We start from the raw sequence: 26,158 nt of genomic DNA on the forward strand, positions 1-26,158 counted from the left end.
CTTTCTAGCTCGTTTACGGATTGATTAGCCCCGCCATCCGCAGCATTCGGGCGAGAACCGTCGCCGCCTCCGCACGGGTTGAGGAGGCTTCGGGAGCAAATACGCCGGCCTTGCGCCCCTTCATCAAGCCCGAACCCACCGCGGTTGCAACGGCTTCTTCGGCCCACCCTCCAATTTGGCTGCGATCCTCGAAACCGGACAGCATGGAATTCGGATTTCCAGGAGTAACCTCTGCACCCGCCAGCTTCAAGGCTCGAACCAGCAGCACGCTCATCTGTTCCCGGGTAATTTGCACATTCGGACGGAACTCCCCGCCTGTAAAACCCTCAATCAACCCGTGTTCCACCGCCGCCGACACGGCATCTGCATACCACGCACTGGAGTTCACATCCGTAAAGTCTGATCTCGGACCCTGTCCCTGCCCCGTTAATCCGAGGGCGCGGACGAGCATGGCGGTAAATTGAGCTCTCGTGATGGGATCATTTGGACTGAAATCGGTGTTAGATGTGCCCTGGATGACCGTTTTGGAGGCTAACATCGCAACCTCGTCCGCTGCCCAGTGCGCGTTCATGTCCGTAAAGGTCTTCCGGTGCGAGATCGCCGCATACGTACCGCTTTCCTTCAACCAGAAGGTGATTCGGGACTTACCACCCTCTTCATTGAAGACAGCAGGTACGAACGCGTAACGGTTCAATGAAGGTTCCAGAAGCAGAACGGTCGTTGTATCGGCATCAACGGTTCCTACCAGCGATGTTGTCGTCAGCTTGGCATCCGTTCCCTTAAAGACCGGCAAGGAAGTCAAAGCGTTCCCCTGCCCCCAGAAGAAGGAGACCTCCAGCTTAGGCCCGAGCAGGCTAGCCTGCTGCGGCAACAAACCGTTTAGCCGAGTCTCTTGCTCTTTCTCGGGAATCCCCATGCGAATGAGCAAGCGATCCGCCGTCCCTCGTAAGTTCAAGGAATCGCTTAACGCCTTAACAGGCAATTCCAGCCTTCCTAACGAAGACTCCAGAAGGATGACGCCTTCCGGTAACTCCTTCACCACCGTCTCCACTCCGTCAATGGGCAGGTGCAAGGCGATGACATCTGCGGTTTCATCGAAGCTGTATTGCAACTGCTGCGATGGGATCGGCTTCTCGCGAAGGCTCTTCACCTCTTCGAGCATCCGCGTCAGATCCGCTTTGACGTCAACGAGGTGTTGCCCGTTCTCCGTTGTTTTCTTCTGGATGCTCAACCGTTCCGGCTTCGCGGGCCTGGTGGACATGGACGGCGAACCGCTGCTGCTGCCGCCGGATGAACCGGGTTGGCCGGGATTCGAGCCGCCGTCTCCGGTGGAGGTACGAATGATTTGCACTGAATCGCTATTGGTCTTCAGATCATCCACATACACCTCCACTTGTACGAAATTGATTCCCGTCGTTAAAGGTACGCTTACGGTAAAAGTACCAGTCTGTGATATGGAAGCCGCCTCTCCGTTCACCTTGACGGAAGGCGTCCCAGGTCCAAGCACTTCGATGGTTCCTTCCAGCAGATATCGGCTGTCCCTTGTTTCCCGCAGCTCGTCGTCCATCAGACCGCTTAATACGGCCGCTCGAACCTCATCGCCCACCTCGTAAGCATTCGCTACGAGCTGGCGGTTCGTTCTCGTTCCCGAAGGATCGATGGTCGAGATGACGAAGCCGCCGGACGGAATGACGCTATTGTTCTCTTCCGGCGCCCCCCAGCTCCAATTGATCGCCTGTTTCCGGTTTGCGACACGAGTGACGATTCCCGTATGGTCCACGACCACCTCTACGCCGAAATGATTCGTGCCGGTCGTCGTTCCGTAGGCATCCGTCATCACGTTAATGTTGCCCTCTACTCGGTTCACATTGTAGTAATGACCTTCCAGGAACGTGTCGGCACTGTCTGGCAAGCTCATGCCAAGCTGATAATCCTTCACCCATTCGCGGTCCTGGAGTGCCGCCTTGGCGATCGCCCAGTTGATCTGGGAAGCATCAAACAACATCAGCCCGTTGGTCGTTTTCAAGCCGGCCTGGAACACCTCCCGCTGAACGGCAGGGAGCTGCACATTATTTAACGCAATTCCCGCATACAGCGGAATTTCTCCATTCGTGACGATGTTCCCGAGCGTAATATACTTCTGGATCTCCTGACTGGTCGTCTGATAAGCGCCGATCATCAGAAAATCCAAGGTTTCGATATATCCGGTATCGTAATACTCCGGTGTATAGACGGACTCCATCGGAAAGCCCAGAGAAGGGTGGACGTGGAAATTCTTGCTTCCCCAGTTCACTCCGTTGAGATAATACGTCTCATACCAAGAACCCACATAGGAAGATACCTGGATGGTTCTTCCCGTTTGAGCTTCGTAGGAATCCACTAGCGATTTGACTTCGCCGAAGAAGCTCTGGATGATGCCCGAACGGAACTCCCACCAGTCCTGAATGAGCGGGCCATCCACTCTGGCGTTATTTTCGTAATAGAAAATATCATTCGGCCAATGGTTCAACTGCTTGCCGCGCTGGAGCAAAAACTGCTCGAACTTGACCCTGGTCTCCTCGCTGAAATCCGCGCCTTCGTTGTCATACCGCCCGCGGTCGTGAACCACGCCGTCTACGTCATAATTTTTGATGATCTCCTCAAACGTCTTGAGCTGGTACTCGCGCACCTCATCGTTCGCTGGATTGACGAAAGCCACCAACCCCTGCTTCGCGCTTTCCCGCAGCCGTTTGATCTCGCCGTTGTTCTCCGCGTAGTGCACGCGCTCCTCCCAATCCAGGTGATCATTCAGCACGGCGAACTCGTTATAGGCAATCGATCCTTCGGCAAACACGTTGATGGCCGCATGAATCTCCAGCCCCAAAGCGTGGCCATGATCGATGAACTCCTGCAGCAAATCTAGGTTGGGGCTGGCTCCCGCCTTCTCGGGAGCTTGGATCTCGCTGACGTAAGGTCTGCCGGTCAAGTCGTTCTTCTTGTACGAGACATACCCTTCAACGCCTTTCACATCAAAAGCGATAGAAGTAACCCCACTGTCCTTGGCCTTTTGAAGAAAAGCGCGCACCTGCTCGCTGGTTTGGAACTTTTTCGCATTCGAGGCCTGATCTACCCAAAGAATGACTTGTTTCTCCTCGGATAAATTGTCCCGGGCAAACACCGCAAGGTCTCGTCGATCCTGCTCGATTCCGTTCTTCAGCACTTTGATTTCGATATAATTGGTGCCTTTGGCTAAAGCGTAGGTATAACTGAACGCACCACCCGGATCCAAAGGGATAGCACTCTCATTTACCAGCAGTTGGATCGCCGTCGGATCGTCGATGTTCTCGATCGTCCCCGAGATGACCGTGCTGTTCTCCGTCACCGTGTACATCCGCTGATTGTTCAGTTGAAGCCGAGGGATCAGACCGTTTCCGCTCATCAGATCCCGAACGGATACGACTTCCCCATTCTTGCGAAGCTTGATGACATCTCCAACCTTGAAATTTTCCGCCAGGAAACGCTTGATGTAATTGCCGGCATAACTGTTGTCCTGCGCCATCAATACGTAACCTTCCTCTGGGATGTCAAGAGCTGTGGGCCCGGACCATACCGGAGGCTGGCCATTGATGGAAGGATTGACCACCTGCAAGACCCGATTGTTGGCATCAACCTGCACCGCGACATTCGTCTGGGGAATCACGAGGGAGGCACCGTAATCTCTCGTAAATAAAGCTACGATATTCGGCACGCCCGTGACGTCTTTATCGACATCGTCGATCTTGATTCGCGGTCCATCGATGTCAATCGAGATGTCTTTCGGTGCCGCCTCGACTTCGATATAGTCCTGATTCTCCGAAGGTTCATACGTAATCGTCAGCGTGTTCGTTGCGATCTCCTCCCCAGTCTGGAGCAGCCTGATCGTAATCGCGTTTGCTCCAGAACTTAAGTACACATTCTCGCGAAAAACGCCTTCCGCCGATAGCTCGGCCGTGTCCCCGTTCACCGTAACGGCAAGATCCAGCTTCTCGTCATAATTCGCCACAAATCCAGCCACTTCGATGACAGGGATGTCCACGATGGTCTGGTCCTCCGTAATCATCATGAGCTCTGGAAGCTGTGGCTCCGGGTCAGGATCAGGTTCCGGTTCGGGGGCAGGTGGAGGCTCAGGCGTGGGTTCCGGTTCCGGATCTGGCGATGGAGGAAGAAAATCCGCCGCCGTCACTTCCACTCCCGCTCGCATCAGCTTCACGCGATCCCCGGTATGATATCGCCCGAAAAGCGTCTGCCGATAACTCGACTCCTCCCAAGTGATGCTCCCTCCAGCCAGTACGATATACCCTCCATCCGGAATCAGGAGCATCTGCTCCTCATCCCAGGTTGTCGGGGGATCGTCTAGTGGGCCAACGACCTCCTGCACAAGACCCGCTGCATCCACAGCGACCGCAACATGCCGTTCTGGAACTCGAACTTCCAGGGTGGTATACGCAGCGTCGGTTACAGTGGCTCCGCTTGTGTATAAGGCGAGATAATCGACCTTTTCCTCGAGCGAAGCTTCCGTCACATTCATATCCGTGAATTCAAGTGAGGTACTACCGTCCTCGGTGACAAACTGCACCGGTTCCCTTTCAACCTCTTCAACGCTCGATGGGTCCTCCACCCCGGCGGCCGAGGAGATCATCGGCGCGCCGGGCCAGAACAACGCCGCGATCAAAGAAAGACACATGAGCCCGGCCATCCGTCTCTGCAAAGTACGCTTCATCCGCTTCCCCCTTTCCATTCAAAGAGAGTCTTCACTTAGTTGACTGGAACCACTCGTTCGCCGCAGCAACCATGTCGGCTCCGCCTTCCGCTCTCCATTGCGCCAGGAATTGATCGTATTGCTCGATTGGCTTCGCCCCCGAAATGAATTGCAGCACGTTATCATCCAGCAACGTCGTCAGCTTGAGGAGATTTTTGGATACGGCTTCGATTGGCGGTGCCGTCGACATCGGATCCACAACGATCAAGCCTTCCGCGTTTTTCTGGAATGCTTCGAAATGAGCTTGAAGCACCGGATCCTTCCGTACGCGTGCCTGCCAGTAGATCGGGTACTTCTCTTCGTCAACGCCGGTCATGAAGCTGCTGGCATTGTTTAACTGATCGTTAAAGATCGGGAGAATCGGATAATATTTGTCGTCCTTCACTTCATAATGAACGCCTTCCTGGCCGAGGGCGATGCCTTTGAAGGTCTCCGGCTCCAGCTTTGCGTTCAGAAAATCCATCGCCGCTTCTTTATTCTTGGAGGATTTCAGAATGCCGATATACCAGGTCGTGTTCGCCTTTGCGCCAACAACCGCTTTCCCATCCGGTCCCTTCAGATAAGGGATAATGGACGTTTTGGCTTCGGGGAAGTTTTTCTGGAGCGCAGCGATCGTTGATCCCGCGTTCCACCAGGCCAGCTTATACATGGCCGCATTGCCGCCGGAGAACTTCTCGATCGATTCCTGGGCGGTGTTCAGCGGGGTTTCCGTATCCAGCAGGCCTTCCTTATACAATTTGCTCATGTAGGCAATGTACTCTTTCATCTCCGGTTGCTCCGCCCGATGCACCAGCTTGCCGTCCACTTCCTTCCAATCCGTGTACACGCCAAAGGTCGTAGCGATGTCTCCGTAGATAGAATCCTTGCTCATCGTCAGCGGGATGACATTCTTCTTCTCTTTGATCGTTTTCAGCACGGTGTACAACTCGTCTCGATTCGTTGGGATGGACAGGCCTAACTCATCTAGCCAATCCTGCCGGACCACAAGCTCCTCGCCGATGCTCACGCCTGCCCCGGTCTCGGGAATGCCGTAGATCTTCCCGTCGATCGTTGCGCTGGCGAAAGACTCCGGCTTGATCGACTGTTTGATATAGTTGCCATGGGCCTCCAGTAGCTCATCCATCGGTTCGAGCGCTCCCGCTGAAGCTAGATTATAGAACTGGGCCGCATTCAACTTGGCGATATCATAATTCTCTTTACTGGACACCATTAAGTTCAGTTTCTCATCCGCATTCTCCGCAGGAAGCAATTCATAATCCACATGGAATCCGGTTCTTTCCTCAATGTATTTCGCCACATATTCGGTTTTCGGATCAAACAGCCCGTATTGCATGATCATCCGCAGGTCCGGTTTACCCGAATTGTCCCCGCCATTTGTTCCTTCCGAGGTTGCATTGGTTGTATTGCCCGAAGGCTCAACCGCATTAGGTTCCGACGTTCCGCCTCCTCCGCCGCATCCGGATAACACCAACGCGAAGCTTAGAATGGCGGTGAGTACCGCCGATGTTTTCATCTTGAAAATCATGAATAACCTCCTTAATAAGCTTTTTTTATGGGGGTAGCACTGCAAGTCGAGCGCATCACCTCCTTCAGGAGCTGTTCTCATAGAGCCGACCTGAGCCGACCGACTCAACCTTTAATCGAACCGACCAGCACGCCTTTGACGAAGTATTTTTGCAGGAAAGGATACACGAGCAGGATCGGAATAGTTGCTAGAAGAATCGAGGAGGCTTGAATCGACTGAGGTGTTGTGTTAATCGCGGCATCGACGTTATCCTTGAGGAAATCGCCGCTGGAGGACACGAGAAGCTCCTTCAAGTAAAGCTGCATCGGCTTGATGGCCGGGTCGCTGATGTAGATCATGGCGGAGAAATAATCGTTCCAGAACGCCACGGCAAAAAATAATCCAATGGTGGCAAGTACCGGCAACGATAAAGGGAGCATCACCGACGCCAGGATCCGGATATTCCCCGCACCGTCCAGTTTGGCCGACTCCTCCAACTCCTCCGGAAGGCCTTCGAAGTAATTTTTGATAATCAGCATGTTGTACACGTTCACCATTGCAGGGAGGAATAGGACCGGAAAGGAATTGACCAGATTCAGGTTCTGCATCAGCAAGTACGTGGGAATCAACCCGCCGCTGAACAACATGGTAAATACGAAGATCAACAAGAGCCCCTTCCTGCCGCGCAGCCGAACCTTTGACAACGGATAAGCCGTCAGCGTCGTCAAGAACAGACTGCAAACTGTCCCAATCACGGTGAGGGCGATGGAGACTTTGAGCGAATTCAGGAACATGGAGTCTTGGAGCACATATTGATAAGTCTCGAGTTGTAGGCCAACCGGAAGCAACCCCACCCTTCCTGAGATCACGGCGCTCTCGCTGCTTAAGGACTTGGCGAGCAAATTAACGAAGGGCAGCAGCGTCGTCAGCCCCAACAAGATAAAGAAGATGTAATTGAGAACCGTAAAGCATTTCTCGGAAAACGAGGTTTTCATCGTCCCCCTTGGCGCTGGTAATCTTTCCAAAGCCTGTTTCGGTTCCATGCCTTCCTTCCCCCTTCCTTACCAAATCCCGCGCTGCAAATATTTGCGGCTGGCTGCGTTCCCGGCAATCACCAGCGTAAAGGAGATGACCGCCTCAAAGAGCCCTACCGCCGTTGAGAAACTGTAATCCTGACTGCCAAGCCCTCTGCGGTACACATACGTGCCGATGACATCGGAAACCTGATAGACCACAGGATTGTACATAACCAGAATTTGTTCGGTTCCGGCTTCCAGTACGCTGCCGAGTCGCAAAATAAACATCAGGACGATAATCGGCGCGATTCCCGGCAACGTAATATGCCAGAGCTGCTTCCATCGGCCGGCTCCATCCATCTTCGCCGCTTCATAGAGCATCGGATCAATCGTGGTGAACGCAGCCAGGTAGACAATGGTGCTCCAGCCGGTCTCCTTCCAACCCGCCGAAGTGATCAGCACGCTTCGAAATACGCTGTTATCGAGAAAGAAAGCAATCGGCTCCATCCCCATCGAGGCCAGCGCTTTGTTGACCATCCCTCCGTTCGTCGACAACAGATCCATAAATAATCCGCCAACGATAACCCAGGACAGAAAATGCGGGAGATAAATCACCGTTTGCACCGTTCGCTTAAAAATCATGTTTCGCATCTCATTCAACATGAGAGCAATGACGATAGGTAAGGGAAACAGAATCACAATTTTTAGAAAACTAATAATGACCGTATTTTTGAACACTTGGGCAAAGTCCGGCGACGTAAACAGCTTCTCGAAATGCTTCCAGCCGACCCAAGGGCTGTCCGCAAACCCGCTGAAAATGTTGAAATCCTTGAAGGCAATACTTATTCCGTACATCGGCGTATACTTGAACAGCAAAACAAACAATATCCCCGGCACGAGCAGCAAATAGAGATCCCATTCCTTCCAAATGTCGCGCCCCAGCCGGCTCCAATAGCCGCGTTTGGGCTTGATCGTCCTGGCCGATTCGGGCCCGGGCCCGATATTCAATTGCATCCGCTTGCCCCCTTCCCCTGTATTCGTCCACTTGTGATAACATTGTAAATTTGGAACGGGTGGGCTGAGTAGGCGAGAGCAATTACTATTTGTGGTAATATGATGGTTTATCAACCTAATGAAGGGGTAAAAAAAGAAGCCTTGCGGCTTCTATTGATGTGGAGTTATGATCCGATCAAGCGACATGGGGAGTACGATGAAGGTTAAACATGAATGTGCACTGTAGGCTCCGAGCTCAAATCTCATTAACGCTTGCCAGAGAGCTTATACGTGGGAAAACAGCTCCTTTTCCGCAGAAAACCGACAAATAAGCTTTCTAATCAGCGTTAGATTGACAACCACGCCATAAAGACCCAAATAGCGTTGCTCACAAGCGTTAAAGTTCGCTAACCCTTACACTCCCCAGGATTTACCCCCCAATACTTGCGGAAAACCTTGGTAAAGTAACTCACATCCCGGTAACCCACCGAACGAGCAGCGTCGTACACCTTATGTCCTTCCTGCAGCAGTGATTTAGCCCGCTCCATTTTGCGTTCGAGCACGTAATCTGAGAAGGCGACCCCCATCTCCTGCTTGAACAACCGGCTTAAGTAAGAGGAATTGATATACATGCGGTCTGCCACCGTGTGCAGGGTTAATTCCTGATCCATTTCCTCATTCAACAACCGCAAAATCTCCTTCACCACCTGATGGCTGTTCGCTTTGCGTTGCTCCTTCACGTAGACCACAATCCGGTTAACGATTCTCGTCATATGCGCCCAGGTCTGCGTTTGAGTGCTCAGTAAGCTCATGTTCTGGATATACCTCGCATCATCACCAAGCACCTGTTTGATCGTCCAGCCCCGCTTTTGAATCATACGGGTAAACAGGCCATGCACAAAGAACACCGACTCATGAAACTCGTCCGAAGTCTCCATCTTGGTAACCTGTTCATCCCATATCCCTTGCAGGGCTTCCATGGCTTTGGCCTCGTCCGCGGTCTCCATCGCAATCTCTAACTCCTTCTCCAGATTGGGTTGGATCGCGAAGGGCCGAGCGTACTCCCTAGCTGTTTCCCGATACGGGATGATAAGATCATGCCCGTACACGACCCGCTCCTGCAGGGCATGGCTAGCCTGCCGGTATAACGAAACCAGGTGCTCTAGTGGGCCCGCCCCTGCGCTAATGCCAGCGCTGGCAGTTCGATGCAGCACTTCTTTAATCCGGGAGAGTAGCTGGGACAGGTCCGCATTCATCCGTAGCATCGCCTCGCTCACCTCGGTCTCTGGCCCAACCACGAACACCATCATCAGATTCATGTCCGAGTCGGTCGCGATCCACCAGGTCGGAGGGGGTAACAGTTCTTTGGCCAGAATTTGCAACGTAAACTTCTGAATCTCCGCCTTCTCCCCCTGCTCTGGAGATGGGTCCAGTTCCATCACGGCAACCGCGATACGATCCTCTTGCCGCAGCGGGATTTGCAAATCCATGCATTTGCTCAGGATCTCCCCGTGTCCAACCTTGCCGCCGGCCCACTGAAGGAAGAACAGATTTTGCAAATGTGGCAGGTTGGACAACCACTGCTTCTCTAACGCCGCCTGGTGCCGCCATTGTTCTAACTCGTGCTGCAGCTGTCGCCGGGCTTCCAGCACGGCTTCCAAAATTTCTTCCTCGCCCGCGGGCTTCAGCAAATATCGTGAAACCCCATGCTTCAGCGCAGTTTGGGCAAATTCGAAATTGTCGTGTCCGCTCAAAATAATGATTTTCATCAACTTCTTGAGCAATCCACGCTCTTTAAGCTCGCGCAGCAGAGTCAGTCCATCCATCCCCGGCATTTGTACGTCGATCAGCATCAGATCCGGCTTCTTCCGTTCCATGAGCTTCAACGCATCCAGTCCGTTTGCCGCCGTGCCGATCATATCGATTCCGTGTGACTCCCACAAGATATTATAGGCAAGCGCCTGGCGCAGCCGGGGCTCATCTTCCACAATCATCAGATTCATCCCTTTCCCCCTCCCATGGAATGGATAACAAAACAGCTGTTCCTTCTCCCCATACGCTCTGAACCGTCAACCTCGCTTCCGGTCCGTAATACAATTTCATTCTGCTCAGCACATTGCGCAGGCCAAACAAATCCTTCGCCTGCTCTTCTTCCTGCAAATAGGCGGAAACCTTGCGGGGATCCATATGGTCCAGCTCCTGCTGGATATAATGGAGCCGCTCTTCCTCCATTCCCGGGCCGTTGTCCTCCACGCGGATAAACAACGTCCGCTCCTGTTCAACCCAACTGGAGATGACCAGACAACCGTCCGATTCTTTCCCCTCCATGCCATGGATAATCGCATTCTCCACGATCGGCTGAAGCAGCAGCTTTAACAACGGAATCCGCTTGCTCCGCTCCGATATCCGATAATCCACACGGAAATTGTCCATGAAACGAAGTTGCTGGATACGCAAATAATAATTCAAGTGGACGATGCTCTCTTCGATTGTGAACACCTGCCGACCCTTGTTTAGGCTGAGCCGGAAGAAGCTGGAGAGGTTCATCACCATCTCGCTGATTTCCTCTGCATCGTAATTTTTGGCCATCCAGTAGATCGAATCCAGCGTGTTATACAAAAAATGCGGGTTGATCTGGGATTGCAGAAAGCGGAGCTCCGTCGTTTTCAGGCGCAACTGCTGCTCATAATGATCCTCGATCAGGTGTTTCTGCACCATGGCCATGCGATTAAAGGATTGGATCAAAAATCCAAACTCGTCCTTCCGATTCGTAGTGACATGGATCCCCAGTTCCCCGTTGCCGAGTCGTCTCATCCCCTTGGCCAATTTCAGTACGGGAGAAGCGATTCCGCTATACACGACCCAGGATACGGTGAAGGCAAGAATCAGGCTCAGCCCGATAATCGCAAAGGTAAACAGGCGCAATTGATCGGTCTCTTGATACAGCTCGCTTTTGGGCTGGACCATGGTCAGTCGCCAGGTCGAATAGGAGGAATCCATCGTGACGGTCATATCCTGATCCGGAAGATGGGGGGTCGATGGTTTGCCAACCTCAAGCAGCACTTCCCCCTGTTCATTTGATAATGCGATTCGGCTGTTTTCCGAAGGCAGCAAGGTTTTGATAATATTCAATAATTTATTCTTACTGAACGACACGACGAGCAGATTCGCTTGCCGATCGCTGTTGTACAAATCCATCGCCCGCAGAAGCGAGATGCTGTCGGTGTTCGTCAATTGCCCAAAAGTCACCCCGTCCGTAACCGCATAGTCCGACTTCACATAAGAGATGCCTGTCCCGTTATGGCGGGCGGTCTCCACGAACCATTCCTTCTGGGCGTCCCCTGCCAGTTGTTTGCCTCCGTAATGGGTGGAAATCAGCATCCCTGAGGCGGGATGATAGACGGAAATTTGTGAGATATATCGGTTAACCGAAACGGAGTTCGACAGTTGTTCCAAAATATAAGAGAAAGCCATGATTGATTGCGGCGAGAAATCGCTGCCGTTCTCGTTCAGCAGTGCATTCATGGCGGGGTCCCCGGCGATCAGCGTCGAAATCTCCTCAACGTTCTGGAAGACCAGGTCCAAGTGGTTCATCGCCGAGGAAAGGGCCGTTTCGGTCCGATGCACCGCCTGGTTATAAAGGATATCCCGCGATCTCTCCACCGCAAACAGACTAATCAGGACCAACGGAAGCAAGATGAGTATAAAATATCCGGTCAGCCGGAATTGAATATGGTGCGAAAAACGGTTCTTGATCCATCGAATCACCGTACTCCTCCTCCAAGCGGTGCGGCTCCGCGATTACTTCCTGCTTTCGTACCAGCGATTGACTTCTTTCGTTATTTCACTCCCTCCATCCGCTTTCCATCTCTCGACATATTGATCGAACGCATCCAGGGGTTCGATCCCTAAAATAATTTTGACAAATACGTCCTCCAATCGAGTCAGGTTCTTGCTGTATTTCCCCATCGCCGGCGTCGGAATCCCGTAAAATGCGTTAGACATAATATTGCGGTGAACGGTTTGGATATTGTTATATAGGTTAAAATCGCCAAGCGAGTCGAGGCGCTGCTTAAATAACGTTTCGTCGGGAACGTCCACCAAGGACTGATAAATCCCCCGGTACAAGCTCTCGTCATGCAAGGCGAAATCCGTAACGATCCGATCTCCTTCCCGCCGCCAAATTTCATTTTCAAAACCGAGCTTCAATGTCTTATAGTCACTCGCGATAAAATCCAGCAATTGAATCACTTCAACTGCATGCGGGGAATTCGCCGGGATCACGTTATAGCCGCGAATGAGATCAATGCCGTTTACGCCTTTGTCCCCTTTGGGTCCTGTAGGATATTCCAATGGAATCCAACGAGCGTCCGGGTCCCGTTTCATATTGGCAGCGATCGGTCCACGCGTATCGTACCAGGTTGCTGAGAATAACCCCACTTTCCCGTTCTCGACCTTCTCGAACAAGTTTGTCTGAAGGTTTAACGGGAACTCTCGTTCCAGCAGCCCTTCTTGGTACAACTGGGCTAGAAAGCCAAGCGCTTCTTTCGTTTCTGGCAGAATATTTCCGTAAACCAAATGACCGTCACGTTCAAACCAGGTGTCCAGTTGCGTACCGTAGGCGCCGAAGAACGGAGAGGAGCGTCCAAGCTCGGCCGTGAACGTCAAACCCACGGTGTCCTGCAAGCCATTGCCGTCCGGATCATCCCGGGTGAAGGCTTGAATGACTTTGTAATAATCGTCCAGCGTTTCCGGAGGGTCTAGACCCAGCCGGTCCAGCCAATCTTTTCGCGCATACATCAACTCGATGCCGGTCACTTCGTTTAAGCTAGGCACGGCATAAATTTTGCCGCCGTATTTGACTCTATCCCATACTTCGGGAGGAATTTTCTCTTTCAGGTGAGGGCCGTACCGGTCGATCAGATCATCCAAGGGTAACAGTGCTCCCTGTTTGACATAATTGTCAAACCATACGGGCTCATAGGCGTGCAGCATGTCGGGGAGGTTCCCCGAGGACATAATGACGTCCAGTTTTTCGTCATAGACCTCGGTGGGGGGCGTGTTGACCTGAATGTCCAGGCCGGTCTGCTCTTCAATATAATTCAAATAACGGTTGTCGTTCTCATCCATGCCCTCGGGAAAAGTCATGCCCAGATCGGAGATGACGATGCTGACCTGAGGACGAGAACGCTGATCTCCTCCAGTAGGCAGATCCTCGGCTTGTCCGGGTAGGCTGCATCCCGTGAGCTCCGTGGCAATTCCCATAATCAATGTCAATAATAGCAGCAACCGCTCGTTCCTCCGGAGCAGAATAGATCGTATTCTCATTGTGTCCATGTCCCTCCTACTCCCCTCAATCTAGCTTGCATATCCGATCAGACCCGTTTATCCCTCTCCTATAAACCAAATTATACATAGCGACGCCTAGAGAATTTGTCGAACGTTGATAGCGGTCATCTAGAAAAAAAACTAAAACTAATAGGGTAAACTCGGGTTTGAATAAAACAAGATCAGTCCCAACCCGGCCGTTGAAAATGAATCCAAGGCCGGACTGATCTGATCCCGTCATCTTCCAAACTCATCCTTATATTCATCGACCGGGTCCCATTTGGACCAGGCTCCTTCAAGGAGGTTCCCCTCCGGATCACGGAAGTAGAAATACTTCGCTTCCCCGTTTCCCAAGGTCATCAAGTCTTCTACTTCAACCCCTTTATTCCGTAACATCTCATGCGTGTATTCGATATTAGGACAGTTGATCGCCATGATCGGAAACGGATTTCCGTTGCGCAGGATTTCTAGTCGATTGGGACTTTCCGTCTCAATCAGCAATAACGCAATCGAATGTTGATGCGGGTGATGCAACACGGCTAGATTAGATCCGCGGTCTTCGAATTTGTTTATCTATGTAAACTCTAGATTGTCCGTATACCACTGAATGGACGCGTCGATACGGGATGTCGGTACATACACATAACCAATTCGTGAAAATTTATAGGGTTTACTCATCCGGGGAATAACCCCCTGCCTATCAAATTGGCCGTTACCGGCTTCTTACCGATTTCTCGTGACCATACGGATAATTGGCCGATATGGTGGATCTCGTGGGCGATCACGTGCCGCAAGACTTCACCGTAAGTATGGGCTTCCCGCTCTCCCTCATCCGTGATATCGATCATCACGCGATCTTCCAAACTATCCTTCCAATCATAAATAAATGGTGCAAACTCCCCGTGACAACGGTCGGAAAAAGCCTTGACCTCAGCTAAGCTGGCCACTTCCTCGAAAGGAGGGAGATTGACCGTTCTCTCTTGGATGCCACCAACGATCCACCCATATTCGACGGCCACAATATGATACAACGTAGGAAGGATGCGTCCGAGTCCTCCGGTGCGTTTCTTCATCAATTCTTCCTCGCTTACCGTCTCGCACCAGTCAAACCAATCGCGGCGGACTTGCCAGTTATACTCGAATAATTTCAACATCCCTGATCCTCCTTTAAAATCTCTGAGTCACAACCGTGTTCCACATCCAAATAATTAGACGCAATAGGCAATTTTCCCTTCCGATGGAACAAATGGATTCGGAATAGACATGCCGTTTTTTTCGGACGATATACGGAAGTATTCACTTAATCCTAAAGCGCTTACAATGGTGGAAAATGTTTCTCTATTTTAAAAAGGAAGTGAGGAGATTCAGATGTTTGTGTTCCTTGCTAAGCGAAAAGATAGGTTCTTCAAACTGCTCGCCGCCCTATGCATCGCTTCTCTTCTTCCGCTTCTCCCGCTTGGCCCCCTCCCAATGGTCTCAGCCGCTTCCCTCGTAACGATTGACACCCCTGCCCACGGTGATGAAGTGGAGGTAGGAATGCTTACCGTATCAGGCCAGTACACGGAGGCGTACAACGTCGTCCTGATCGTCAATGGCACGGAGCAACTGCCGACCCGGACGGACGGCGAAAACGGCGAAGCCTCGGGCGTTTGGAGTGCCGAGCTGGACACCAGCCGATATGACGGTGAGATCACCCTGCTTGCCAAAGGAACGCAAAGCACGACCCGATACGGTGTATCGAGTCAACCGATTACGATCCGTGTGGATAACCCCCAGGTGACGAAACCCGCCGTTTCCATTACGAATCCGCTGGATGGGGCGCAGCTTAGAGGGAAAACCACCTCGATTCACATTTTCGTAAACTCCAGAAGTCGCATTCAGTCAGTGGAAGTTCGAATCAACGGTGGGGCCTGGCAGAAGGCCGTTAAGTCCGGAAAGCTTTACAAATATACCTGGAATACCAAAGACCTTGGCGATAAGACCTCCAGTCTGGAAGCCAGAGCGATCGATGAATTTGGGAATATCGGCCGCAGTATGACCGTATATGCTTCCACGGGAGGAGGAACCCACGAACCCGTGACGGTTGAGAGGCAGGATCGTGCCATGTGGATATGGGAAAAAGCTGCCTACAATCTGTTCCTGAACCCCGGATCCAAATCCGCTCTAAAAGCTTTTGCCGAGGACACGACCACCTTTGATTCGGATCCAATCACAACCTTCTACATCGGCGTGTTCCCTTACGGCGGAGTCGATATTCTCGAAGAGTATCCCGACAAGGTACGCGATTTTGTGAGCTGGGCGCATGACAACGGCTACCAGGTTCAGGCCTGCATTGCCGGTGGGACAACGCCGCCCTATATGGGAGCGCTAGCCCCTTATCATGAGTATGCCGTCCGGGAAATCGAGAAGGTCATCAACTATAATATCGCGGCGACTCCAGCCGAACGATTCGATGGCGTGAACGTGGATATCGAACCGTATATCCTGCCGGAGTTTAACGCGGAGAAGCCTACGGTTCAACTGCAATACCTCGATGTGCTGCAGAAAATGATCGATCGCCGGAACGCCGCCGGCATTGACTTGCCCTTCGGACCGGCCATTCCGCGCTGGTTCGACAGCAGCGAAGGCGCCAAAGAGATTACGTGGAACGGGGAAACCAAATGGCTCTCTGAGCATGTTCAAGATCTCAGCGATTACATCTCAATCATGGATTATCGCGACGTGGCGGATGGGGGCGTCGGCATTATCGCCCAAGCGCAAGGCGAACTGAGCTACGCCAATATGATCGGAAAGCCGAATTCCGTCGTGATCGGCGTTGAAACGCTGGATATCGCAAGCAGCGGCGATCCGGAAACGATCACGTTCCGTGAAGAAGGGCGCACGTATATGGAAGCTGAGCTGGATAAAGTGTATGCGGCGTTCCAATCCGATCCGGCCTTCGCCGGCATCGCCATGCATCATTACGACTCGATCCGCTGGCTGCCCTCCACCTGGGGACCGGACGGCCATCTCTGGCGTGTCGATCCCGCTGATACGGAGCCGCCTTCCGCCTTGCCGGATCCGCCGCTGGCCTCGGCAGCCGGTTTTCAGTCGGTGCAGCTAAGCTACGGGCGAGCCACGGACAATTCCGACATCGAACATTATCTGATCTATCGCGGTACGGAACCCGATTTTTCGCCGGATGACGCTCATTTGGCCGGGATCTCCAGAAATTTGACGTATATGGACACGGGATTACTCTCGAATACGACCTATTACTATAAGGTCGCAGCCATGGACATCAGCGGCAATATCGGGCCGGCGACCTCTCTGGAGGCATCCGCAACGACAGCGACCTCCTCCACGTACCTGAAACCGATGATCGTCGGAAATATGGAGATTACCTTCAACGGGACACGCGCCGAAGTCCGCTTGGAAATCATCGATCTTGAAACCGGCCAAGGCGTGCCCGCCGCTGTGTATGGGCGATTTACCCAGAGCGGAGGGCGTTACATCGAAATGTCCACCGATGCGAATGGGTACGCCAGCGGTTCGTCCGAGGCATTAACCTCCCCTTCCGGCGAAGTTGGCTTCTTGCCCCAGCGGATCGTGGCTCCCGGATACTATTGGGCGTCGGCCTATGACCTGAACCGGAACATCACCGCCATCTGGCCGCAGCGTTAATCCCTGGCGCGGGCTAATACAACCGATACCGTTCAATGGCCCGGCGAAGAGAAGCGATCTCCTGCCGGGTCATTCTGTAGTCGGCGAGGTCATTCGCGGCTTCCTCCGGAATCACGCCGGACAGCGCAAGGCACCCAAGCATACGCAATATATATTGATCCATCGGGCGGATAAATGTACTCTCGGCATAGCCGTCCACCCGGGCGGATAACGCCATGAACATTGCGTAGTCTCCATCGGCATACGCCTGCATCAGGTCATGCTGAATGTTCGGGAACGCGGCGCCTAGTCCAACCAAGGCGCCGCGAGCCCCGCGCATCAGCGAATATCCGAACATCCGGTCCTCTCCGGTAATGAGCAGCTGCTCCGGGAATTCTTCGGACATGAGCGTGGACACGTCCTGCAGCGTCATCACGCTGTCGAGCGTCGCCATTTTGATCCCTACTGACATCTCAAGGGACAACAAGGCTCTCAGCACTTCAGTGGAGTAGGCGATTCCCCCGGCCTCGGCATATAAATAAAACAAAATGAGAGGTTTCCCCAATTGCCCTAACGCTTGATGATAGTCCACAATGGCTTGATTCCGTTCCGTTTCCGGGAGCTCATGGAGAATCACAGGCGGAAATACGAGCAGAGCGTCCGCTCCCCCCTGAACCGCATCGGCAGCCATGGACAAGCTGTCCTGCTTCCATCGATCTATCTTGGCCGCACCCAGCAAACGGAAGTCCGGGATCGCTCCAACGCCCGCTACCAACAGCTTGGATTCTCCAAGCGCCGCTCTCCACGTCTCTAGAACCGAAATTCGCTCCGAACGGTCCATATGTAATCCCCGTCCTGTATGTGCCCAAACGGCCGCCCCGGCGATGGATTGTGACGCAAGATACCGAGCATAAGCCTCCTGCGCTTGCTCATGGATCTGGCCCGTAAGGTCGCGCGGGACCGGAACGGCCGGGACGAGTCCCCATGCCAAGGCTTGTCTCACCTCGGTAATATTCATTCGTGATCCCCCTTTACGAAAAAATCGCGTCCCCGCTCCCGATACCAAGTGGTCACCTCGCGGAACGAGGCGATTCCCTCCCGATGTCCGATTTCCCCAGTTTCCCTTAAGTGAAGCATCCAGGTGACCAATCCGTTCTCCGGATGAAAATACAGATCATGCAAAGCCCGCTCCGTTTTGCTGCCAATGGTCATGCCATACGCGCTGGAGGGCAGCTGAAACAAGGTGTGCATCTGCAAGCTTTCGGTGCCGCGCAATGCGTATTCCAGCGCCATCTTACCGGAGTGCACATCTCCTGTCCCCGAAATGCCGGGAACAGGTACCGTCAGCTCCCCCTCAAGCTCCAATCGGCGCAGCCTGGAGAGAAGCCGCAGATTTCGGCGACTCAGGTCCGGCCCGCCATAGGCGGCCCCGCGCTTCTCGCCATCTTGACTCGGCCGTTCATAAAGCCGATTCGCGTAGACGAGATAATCCGGCCGAACCTCACCTTCTTCAATCAACGTTCTAATCGTCCGCAATTGAAAGTCATCATCAAACACCGTATTCATCAGTTTAATTCCCAGTTGAAGCTCGTCCGGCGGCAAGGCCGATTGGATCAGCCTGGGCACCTCTCGATACCAACGAAGGATGGCCTCCTGTTGCTCCGCCCGGTCCGATCCGGCTAGCGTCGGGCTAAAGTCTTTTTCCAATTGGAGCGGACCCGCTTCGCCGGCCTTCCGCCAAACCTGGGCCAAACTCTGCGTCGTATGGCGATATTCGTCTAACGCAAAATCGTCGTTTCCCGCCGGCAAGTGATATTTGCAGGAAGGCACGACGACGGTCCCCCATTCGGACCCATGGCGCAGTGAGGCTGCGAAGAAGCCCAGGTATTCCGCAAACGAACCATGCCACCCCCGTCCATGCCAAGTAACGTTCCACCCCCTGTCGCCTGTTTCCTTCCCGGTGATAGGCTCCACCTTCATCCGCGTATCCTTGACGGCCCAAGCCTCCATCCCGCGATGGCCTTGTCCGTTTTCCGCGATCACAGTTTTTAGGACGACAAATCCCAGGCCGGCCTGCGCATCCGTACGAACTTGAGCTTCATTCAGCGACAGCTGGCCCGCGGCTTTGCCAAATGGGTTCTTGATCGGAGTAAGTCCGTACCTGGAAGCGACGTCGATGCCATACGCCTCCATCAAATAAATCTCAAGCCGCTTCGGAAGACCCGTATGTCGGAACCGTTCGTAGTCGCGGCGAATCCGGACCCCATCCGTATGGCGGTGGCTGGGAACGGCGGGCAGTATCAGGCGGTTCATTGGCTTCATCCCCTTTTGAATAACGCTATATCCTGATTTGTATGCCGAATCTGCCCCCGTTTTGTCCTCCGAAACGCCTATTTTTCCCCGATCAAAAGAAACCGTCGATGTGCAGTGCGTAAATTTGACGGGGTCGACCGCGGCCCACCGGCTGCTCCTCCCCCACGATGGTGGCTAATTCGTATTTCTCCAACGCGGCCATGATTCGCCGAGCGCTGCGCAGGGTGATCCCGAATCCTTCCGCCAGTTGCGCTGCGGTTAAGGCCCTAGTGTCCAGCCTGCGACATAGAGAGATTAACCTGTTCAGCGTTCCGACGCTGAGACCGGCCTTTTTGGCCATGGAGATCAGCTCCGGGTCTTCGCTGCGTGCCGAATATTTCAAAGTCAGCTCTGATCCCATCGGCCCGTAGACCTGCCCGTCCTGCATCATGAGAAAACAGTTGCCGCCCCCGCCCGCTTTGGCTTTTAGCAACGCTTCCCGCGCTTTTCCTTCCGCCTCGTTCGCCGTTCGACCGAGGCCGATTCCAATACTCGCCTTCCACTGCAGCCGCTCCATCACCTCCAGCAGCAGCGGGGCTTGCTCGAATTTGCGAGTCGCCTGTTCAATGATCCCCCGCGTGGTGATGAAGGAGACCTCGCCCGAATCCGTCCAGTTGATCAAAGACTGCGTCTCCTCCCCGAAATCGATCAGGATTTGCTGAAGGATGATTTTTTTGCGCTGAACCTCGTAGTCGGAAGCCGCCTCCTTCACAACCCGTTCGAAATGATCGATATTCAGAATGCCGATCGCCATTTGCGTGCTGGATAAACGAAGGCTCTTCCCCTCGAGGAGCGCGCGGTTCAGCACGTCCCGAATGGACGATTGCGTAGGCACGACGCGAAAAGCGGGAACGCCCAGCTCAACGAGCTGCTGATACACCGAAGTGACACAAGTGACGGTGGCCGCGACGAGCCCCTGGCTCCACAACTCGTAGTGAAAGGCGACCAGATCTTCGTGGCGCGTACCCGCGCTGTACGGTTTGACGTAAATTTGCCGGCGCACCAGGCCAAGCTCGTCTAGCTGCTCCTCCAGTTCATGCCGCAGGAGCACGTCCACGCTGATACGGATTTCCCCATCCATCTCTAGCAGCTGGGTGCGGTAGAAATCAAACAACACCTTATACAACGTAGTCCCGGAATATTGTACATGCACCATCGGCAGGCCAGGCTCGCTATTGAGTGCGAGCTGATAGGGAATCGGACCCGTAAACAACAGAATGTCCGCCTGCTCCCGAACGCGGGCCACGACTTCGAGCGTATCCTGCTCATGTGGATAGGGGGCCGGGATCATGTTGAGCTCCTGAAACACGCTGCCGACTTCCACCACCTTATCGACCAAGTCACTTGGACCGATTACCGCCACATTGAGGTTCAAGGACGATCGTCACCTCCACCGGACAGTTCCTGGGTCACTTCGATGAGGGAAAGTTGCGTTAACTCCAGGACCCGATCGCCGAAATATTCAAACGAGAGAAATCCGTCATACTCCAGTTCCGCCAGCTTTCGCAGGATTGCGCGATGGTCACAGTCTCCTTGCAGCACGGGAACGGGAACGCTTTGGGCCCAGTCCTGGTGGTTCCATTGATAGTTCTTGAAATGAACGTGGGATATCCGGTGATAGAACCGATCTAGGGCAGGCAAGGGATCTTGATGATCAACGAAAAAATTAAACCCGTCGAAGATCAATTCCAACTCCGGGCCAACTCGATCCAGCAGCTTGGAAATGTCGTCTGTGGTATCGGCCAACGTATTGTTATGCATTTCGATAACCAGTCGAACTCCATCCTGCTCACAAGCTGCGGATGCAGCCGATAGACCGGATACTACGCTATCCCATAAAGAGGGGGGCGCCTCACGGGACGATAGATGCCCTGCGAATGTACGTATCCTCGGGCAACCCAGTTCCTTAGCCCAACGGGCTGCCCTCTGGACCTGCTGGAGATCGGCTGCTTCGTTTTGGGAAAAGGAGGTGTACGTACTGATTGCCGGGACACTGAGACGTTGTTCGGATAATAACCGTCGAAGGTCGTGAGTCGTGCCGCCGCCATCTAAATACTCCGCGATGTGGCCGTCCCATAGCTCAACCCCATCAAGCTGTAACCGGTTAGCTGCCTCCAGCACTTCCTTGAGGATCATCCCTTTGAGTCCGGTGGAGCAGATACTGAATTTCATCGCGAGGGTTTTCGGCTCAGTCGACAACCTGTTCCACCCCCGTAGCCTGTGAACGGTACACCGCCTCTAGTACGGCGATCACCGACTTGGCGTATTCGCCGGAGCATTCCGGCTCCGAGCGATGCTCGATGGCATCCAGCAGATCATATAGCTGCGAGGCAAACGGAGATTCGTCGCCTTGGTCATCATCACCTTCCACCGGTTCGTACTCCCCGTCGCTGCTGATCCATAGGCCTTGGCGAGAAACCAGCCTGGCCATTCCGCCGGTAAAAATCAGCTCCGTTTCGTCCTTTGCCACGCCCGCATAGCCGGATTGGACGATCACCGCACCTATGCCGCCCTCCGTCTCCGCCAGTACGATGCCGCTGCCCTCCACATTGCCGATCGGCGCTTCATAACTGAGCATCGCCTTGACTTTCGTCACCCGGCGACCGGTCAACCACTGGATCTTATCGATCGAATGGGCGCCCAAATTCATCAGGATGCCGCCTCCGGCCTTCTCCTTCTCGAGGAACCAGCGCGGGCGTTCTTCTTCGAAATAGGCTTTGTGCCGAGTGTCATGAATCGCCACCAGCTTGCCCAGCCTACCGCTTTCGATCAAAGTCTTCGCTTGCCGGTTCGCCGGCAAATAATGCTGCGTATGCCCGACCATCAGCGCTATCCCGGCTTCCCTTACCGCAGCCAGAATCGCGTCGCAGGACGCCGAGCTGATCGCCATCGGCTTCTCCAACAGCAGATGGCAGCCCTTCGCTGCGCAGAAAACGGCGCATTCCTCGTGTAGATGATGCGGCAGCGCGATGATGGCGATGTCCGGCTTTTCCCGAACGATCATTTCCTGGTAGCTGGGATAATAGGCGAGGCCATATTGGGCCGCGACATCCCGCCCTCTAACGCCATCGGGATCCGCGACCGCCACCGTGGTCAACCGCTCCGGCCCCAGTTGCCGAATCGCATCCAGGTGGTTACGCGAAATGCCGCCGGCCCCGATCATTACAATCCGATAACTCATAAACTCCCTCCTCTACTTAATGCCGGCGGAATTGCTGCCTTGGCACAATCCCACCGTCTCTACTTAATGCCGGCGGAATTGCTGCCTTGCACAAAGTATTTCTCCGCGAACAGGAACACGAGCAGGATCGGAATCAAGCTCATCAGAGCGGCGGCCACCATATACTGCTCATTGCCCGACCATTGTCCGGCCATGGACAAGATGCCGATCGGCAACGTAAAGTTCTCCTTCGACGTTAGGAAGATGGCCGGAGACAAAATCTCGTTCCATTTCGTCATGAACGTGAACACCGCCAGCGTTGCGAAGGTCGGCTTGCACATCGGCATAAAGATCCGCCAATAGATTTGCATCGGATTACAGCCGTCTAACCGGGCTGATTCCTCATAATCTCGCGGGATGCCCAGAAAGGCTTGTCGCATGAGAAAAATGCCAAACGGCTGGGCCAACCATTCGATGATCCAAAGCGGAGTCAGCGTGTCGAGCAGATGCAACGACTTAAAGATTACGAACTGCGGAATGATCAGGACGACCGGCGGAATCATCATCGTGCCGAGAACGACGAGGAACAGCGTATTTTTGAACGGAAACTTCAGCCTGGCAAACGCGAAAGCGACCATGGAGCACGAGATCAGCGCACCGATGACCGACAGCACGGTGATGATGACGCTGTTCATCGTATACTGGCCAAACGCCCCAAGCTTCCAGACCTCAACGTAATTGCTCCACTGCACGGGAGAAGGAAACCACTCTGGAGGAACTTTGGTGTATTGAGCGTAGCTTTTCAAGGAATTAAACACCGTCGTAAGAAAAGGCAGCAACATGATCAGCGAGCTGCAAATAATGACCGTATAACCGGCGATTTTTTTCTTTCTCATTCGTAATGCACCCACTTCTTCTGCAACGTCATTTGGACGACCGTCAGCAAGAACAGGATCACGAACAGCACCCAGGCGATCGCGGAGGCATACCCCATACGCAAGAACGAAAATCCCTCCTGATACAAGTAAATCATCAGCACAAGGCTTGCTTTGTTTGGCCCTCCTGCGGACGAAGCGTCCATCGCCCCGCCGGTCATGACGTAGATTTGCTCAAACGCCTGGAACGTCGATATCGTGCTCATGATCAGCACGAGGAACGTGGTGCCGGAGATCAGCGGCACGGTGATGCGGCGGAACTTCTGAAGCGTGCCTGCGCCGTCGATTTCGGCCGCTTCGTACACCTCGGACGGGACATTTTGCAGTCCAGCCAAATAAATCACCATAATGTACCCGATGCCCTTCCATACTGCAATCAGCACGAGCAACGGGATGACGAGATGCTCATCCTGCAGCCACTTCTGAGGATCCAGGCCTAACGCCTGCAAGAGCGAGTTGGCAAAGCCAAACCTCGGGTTAAACACCGCGTCCGACACGTACATGATGACCGTCCAGGAGGAGATGACCGGCAAGAAATGCGCGAGACGGAACATTTTCAGCGCCCGCAGCTTCTGGTTTAGCGCCACCGCGAGTACGAGGGCAAAGAAGGTCTGCAGCGGCACGAACAAGATCGTGAAATAAACGGTGTTCCCCAGCGCCTTCCAGAAGACCGGCTCGCTCAGCAGCTTGACGTAATTGTCCATACCGGTCCATTTCGGCGGGTTCAAGATATCATATTCAGAGAAGCTGAAATATAAGGAGGCCAAGAGCGACCCAAGTACAAATACGAGAAAATGAACGAGATAAGGGGTCACCATCAGGAGCCCCCATTTGCCATCGTGATGCAACCGACTTCGTTTTTTGCGGATCGGGGAAGACCCGGTATGAGCCAGGTCTCCTGTCCGAAGGTCTGCCGTTTTCCCCACCATGTTCATCACGCTTTCTTATCGATTTGGTCATCCGCCTCTATTTCTTATAAAATTCATCCAGCACCTGCTGTACCTCTTTATCTGCTTGGGTTAAGGCCTCGTCGACGCTAATCTCGCCTTCAAAAGCCCGGTTGATGTTGTCCCCAAACTTCCCGACCCATTCGCTCCAAACCGCGTTGACGTCTAGCGTGCCGGCGAATTCAAAGCTATCAAGGAATGCCTTCTTGTTCTCCGGGTTGCCGCTTAAGAATTGCTCGGAGTTCGCCACCGATTTTTTGACCGGCACCGCTTCTCCCAGGGCCGCCCATTCATTTTGCGCTTCGTCTTCGGTCGCCCAGTATTTCACCCATTCCCAAGCCGCGTCACCTTTCGCCCCTTCCGCCTTCTTGTTGATGACCCAGGAGTTCGCGATGACCGGGGAGAACCGTTTGCCGTCCGGCCCCTTGGGTAGCAGGGTCACGTCATAATTCAACCCCGCTGCATTCGCATCGATTGTGCGGGCATAGATCCCGATGCGCATGGCTGCGGCTTTGCTAGGAAATGGCGCCATGTTGCTTTGGAAGCTTTTCAAATCAGAAGGGGTTGTTAACAGTTCGCGCTGCATACCGTCTACGATCCATTCCATTGCTTGCTTGTTCTCTGGCGTATGGATGATCGACTTCGTCAGCGTTTCGTCCAGGACGCCGCCGCCGTACGATTTCAGCACCGTCATCCAGCCTTCGGTAATGCTGAAAAACGTTAAGCCGTATTGCGCGACTTTATTTTTGTCAAAAGCGGTATCCGTCGCATAAGCTCCGTTCGAATCCTTGGTCAGCTTCTCCGCCGCTGCCTTGAGATCGTCCCAGTTCCAATCCTCTGTTGGATACGCGACCTTAGCCTCGTCGAACATGTCCTTGTTATAGTAGAGGACGGCGATTTGAATCCCCTGCGGGACGCCCCAGTATTTCCCGTTCGCATCTTTGTTGAAGTCGAGGCCGTAATAGTCGTCCTTCTTCAAGTCCCGATCAATCCATTCGGTCAAATCCTTTAAGACGCCGCGTTCCGCGTATTTGGGGACAAGCACGCCGTCGGACAGCCAGAGGTCAGGCGCGCTTTCCGCCGCAATCTGCGTGTCGAGCTTTTGGAAGAACTGATTGTAAGGCGAGGATTCCGTCTTGATCGTGATATTCGGATGCTTCTCCTGAAACTTGGCGATCAGCTCCTGCATCTTCGCATCGGTTTGTGCCGAGGAATAATAGCCTAGTCTCAACTCCACCGGCTTGTCGGCCGTTTCTTGCGGTTGATTTTGCTGCTGCCCTTCCGCCGTACCTCCGTTCCCTCCGGTCCCGCCGCCATTCGTGGACGGAGTCCCGTTCCCTCCCCCGGAACATGCCGAAATCAACAACACAAACGTCAAAATGACGATTGCTCCGATCCCTTTCCGTTTCATGCCCTGACGTCCCATTTCCATCCCCCTTGCTTATTCCCCACCCCATGTAAGCTATTTCAAGAAGGTCGATGGGAGTGGTGCTGTGATTATCTT

The 26,158-nt window shown here is 53.6% G+C and carries 18 protein-coding genes; 1 reads left to right on the forward strand and 17 read right to left on the reverse strand.

The features are described 5' to 3' along the window. Nucleotides 1-13: 13 nt before the first annotated feature. The 9 genes from KJS42_RS02000 to KJS42_RS02040 all read right to left on the reverse strand — a co-directional run bounded on the left by KJS42_RS02000 (nt 14) and on the right by KJS42_RS02040 (nt 14,772). Nucleotides 14-4,738: an S-layer homology domain-containing protein gene (locus tag KJS42_RS02000; RefSeq protein ID WP_213621807.1), complete on the reverse strand. Its 4,725-nt coding sequence runs from the start codon at nt 4,736-4,738 to the stop codon at nt 14-16. Nucleotides 4,739-4,769: 31 nt separating this feature from the next. After that, nucleotides 4,770-6,302, reverse strand: coding sequence for an extracellular solute-binding protein (locus KJS42_RS02005; protein ID WP_244868349.1), 1,533 nt, complete (start codon nt 6,300-6,302; stop codon nt 4,770-4,772). Between the two features lie 104 nt (nt 6,303-6,406). Beyond that, the gene (locus tag KJS42_RS02010; RefSeq protein WP_213621808.1) at nt 6,407-7,324 is read right to left on the reverse strand and encodes a carbohydrate ABC transporter permease; all 918 of its coding nucleotides are present in this window, start codon (nt 7,322-7,324) and stop codon (nt 6,407-6,409) included. A gap of 18 nt (nt 7,325-7,342) precedes the next feature. After that, nucleotides 7,343-8,311, reverse strand: coding sequence for an ABC transporter permease (locus KJS42_RS02015; protein ID WP_213621809.1), 969 nt, complete (start codon nt 8,309-8,311; stop codon nt 7,343-7,345). A gap of 386 nt (nt 8,312-8,697) precedes the next feature. After that, the gene (locus KJS42_RS02020) at nt 8,698-10,293 is read right to left on the reverse strand and encodes a response regulator transcription factor (protein ID WP_213621810.1); all 1,596 of its coding nucleotides are present in this window, start codon (nt 10,291-10,293) and stop codon (nt 8,698-8,700) included. Continuing rightward, the gene (locus KJS42_RS02025) at nt 10,268-12,058 is read right to left on the reverse strand and encodes a cache domain-containing sensor histidine kinase (protein ID WP_213621811.1); all 1,791 of its coding nucleotides are present in this window, start codon (nt 12,056-12,058) and stop codon (nt 10,268-10,270) included. Before KJS42_RS02025 ends, KJS42_RS02020 begins: the two co-directional genes overlap by 26 nt. A 33-nt stretch (nt 12,059-12,091) precedes the next feature. Continuing rightward, entirely contained in the window at nt 12,092-13,618 is a 1,527-nt protein-coding gene (locus tag KJS42_RS02030; RefSeq protein WP_213621812.1) for an extracellular solute-binding protein, read from the reverse strand. Between the two features lie 237 nt (nt 13,619-13,855). Further along, the gene (locus tag KJS42_RS02035) at nt 13,856-14,155 is read right to left on the reverse strand and encodes a VOC family protein (RefSeq protein WP_244868350.1); all 300 of its coding nucleotides are present in this window, start codon (nt 14,153-14,155) and stop codon (nt 13,856-13,858) included. Nucleotides 14,156-14,292: 137 nt separating this feature from the next. Beyond that, entirely contained in the window at nt 14,293-14,772 is a 480-nt protein-coding gene (locus tag KJS42_RS02040; RefSeq protein WP_213621813.1) for a DinB family protein, read from the reverse strand. 382 nt (nt 14,773-15,154) lie between these two features. Between KJS42_RS02040 and KJS42_RS02045 the strand changes: the two genes are divergently transcribed. After that, a complete protein-coding gene (locus KJS42_RS02045; protein ID WP_244868351.1) occupies nt 15,155-17,281 on the forward strand; it encodes an Ig-like domain-containing protein in 2,127 nt (708 codons plus the stop codon). A gap of 13 nt (nt 17,282-17,294) precedes the next feature. Here KJS42_RS02045 and KJS42_RS02050 read toward each other — a convergent pair whose 3' ends face one another. The 8 genes from KJS42_RS02050 to KJS42_RS02085 all read right to left on the reverse strand — a co-directional run bounded on the left by KJS42_RS02050 (nt 17,295) and on the right by KJS42_RS02085 (nt 26,080). Further along, on the reverse strand, nt 17,295-18,278 hold the full coding sequence (locus KJS42_RS02050) for a dihydrodipicolinate synthase family protein (protein WP_213621815.1): 984 nt from the start codon (nt 18,276-18,278) through the stop codon (nt 17,295-17,297). Then, on the reverse strand, nt 18,275-19,573 hold the full coding sequence (locus KJS42_RS02055) for a hypothetical protein (RefSeq protein ID WP_213621816.1): 1,299 nt from the start codon (nt 19,571-19,573) through the stop codon (nt 18,275-18,277). The genes KJS42_RS02050 and KJS42_RS02055 overlap by 4 nt, the downstream gene beginning before the upstream one ends. Before the next feature lie 91 nt (nt 19,574-19,664). Beyond that, complete coding sequence (locus KJS42_RS02060) at nt 19,665-20,987, reverse strand: helix-turn-helix domain-containing protein (RefSeq protein WP_213621817.1); 1,323 nt, start codon at nt 20,985-20,987, stop codon at nt 19,665-19,667. Then, entirely contained in the window at nt 20,984-21,811 is an 828-nt protein-coding gene (locus KJS42_RS02065; protein WP_213621818.1) for a sugar phosphate isomerase/epimerase family protein, read from the reverse strand. Before KJS42_RS02065 ends, KJS42_RS02060 begins: the two co-directional genes overlap by 4 nt. Beyond that, nucleotides 21,801-22,793, reverse strand: coding sequence for a Gfo/Idh/MocA family protein (locus tag KJS42_RS02070; RefSeq protein WP_213621819.1), 993 nt, complete (start codon nt 22,791-22,793; stop codon nt 21,801-21,803). The genes KJS42_RS02065 and KJS42_RS02070 overlap by 11 nt, the downstream gene beginning before the upstream one ends. A 59-nt stretch (nt 22,794-22,852) precedes the next feature. Continuing rightward, nucleotides 22,853-23,668, reverse strand: coding sequence for a carbohydrate ABC transporter permease (locus tag KJS42_RS02075; RefSeq protein WP_193415091.1), 816 nt, complete (start codon nt 23,666-23,668; stop codon nt 22,853-22,855). After that, the gene (locus tag KJS42_RS02080) at nt 23,665-24,636 is read right to left on the reverse strand and encodes a carbohydrate ABC transporter permease (RefSeq protein ID WP_155605164.1); all 972 of its coding nucleotides are present in this window, start codon (nt 24,634-24,636) and stop codon (nt 23,665-23,667) included. Before KJS42_RS02080 ends, KJS42_RS02075 begins: the two co-directional genes overlap by 4 nt. A 37-nt stretch (nt 24,637-24,673) precedes the next feature. After that, nucleotides 24,674-26,080, reverse strand: coding sequence for an ABC transporter substrate-binding protein (locus tag KJS42_RS02085; RefSeq protein ID WP_244868352.1), 1,407 nt, complete (start codon nt 26,078-26,080; stop codon nt 24,674-24,676). Between the last annotated feature and the right edge of the window lie 78 nt (nt 26,081-26,158).

The sequence above is a fragment of the Paenibacillus sp. J53TS2 genome, assembly GCF_018403305.1.
GTDB classification, from domain to species: domain Bacteria; phylum Bacillota; class Bacilli; order Paenibacillales; family Paenibacillaceae; genus Fontibacillus; species Fontibacillus rhizolycopersici.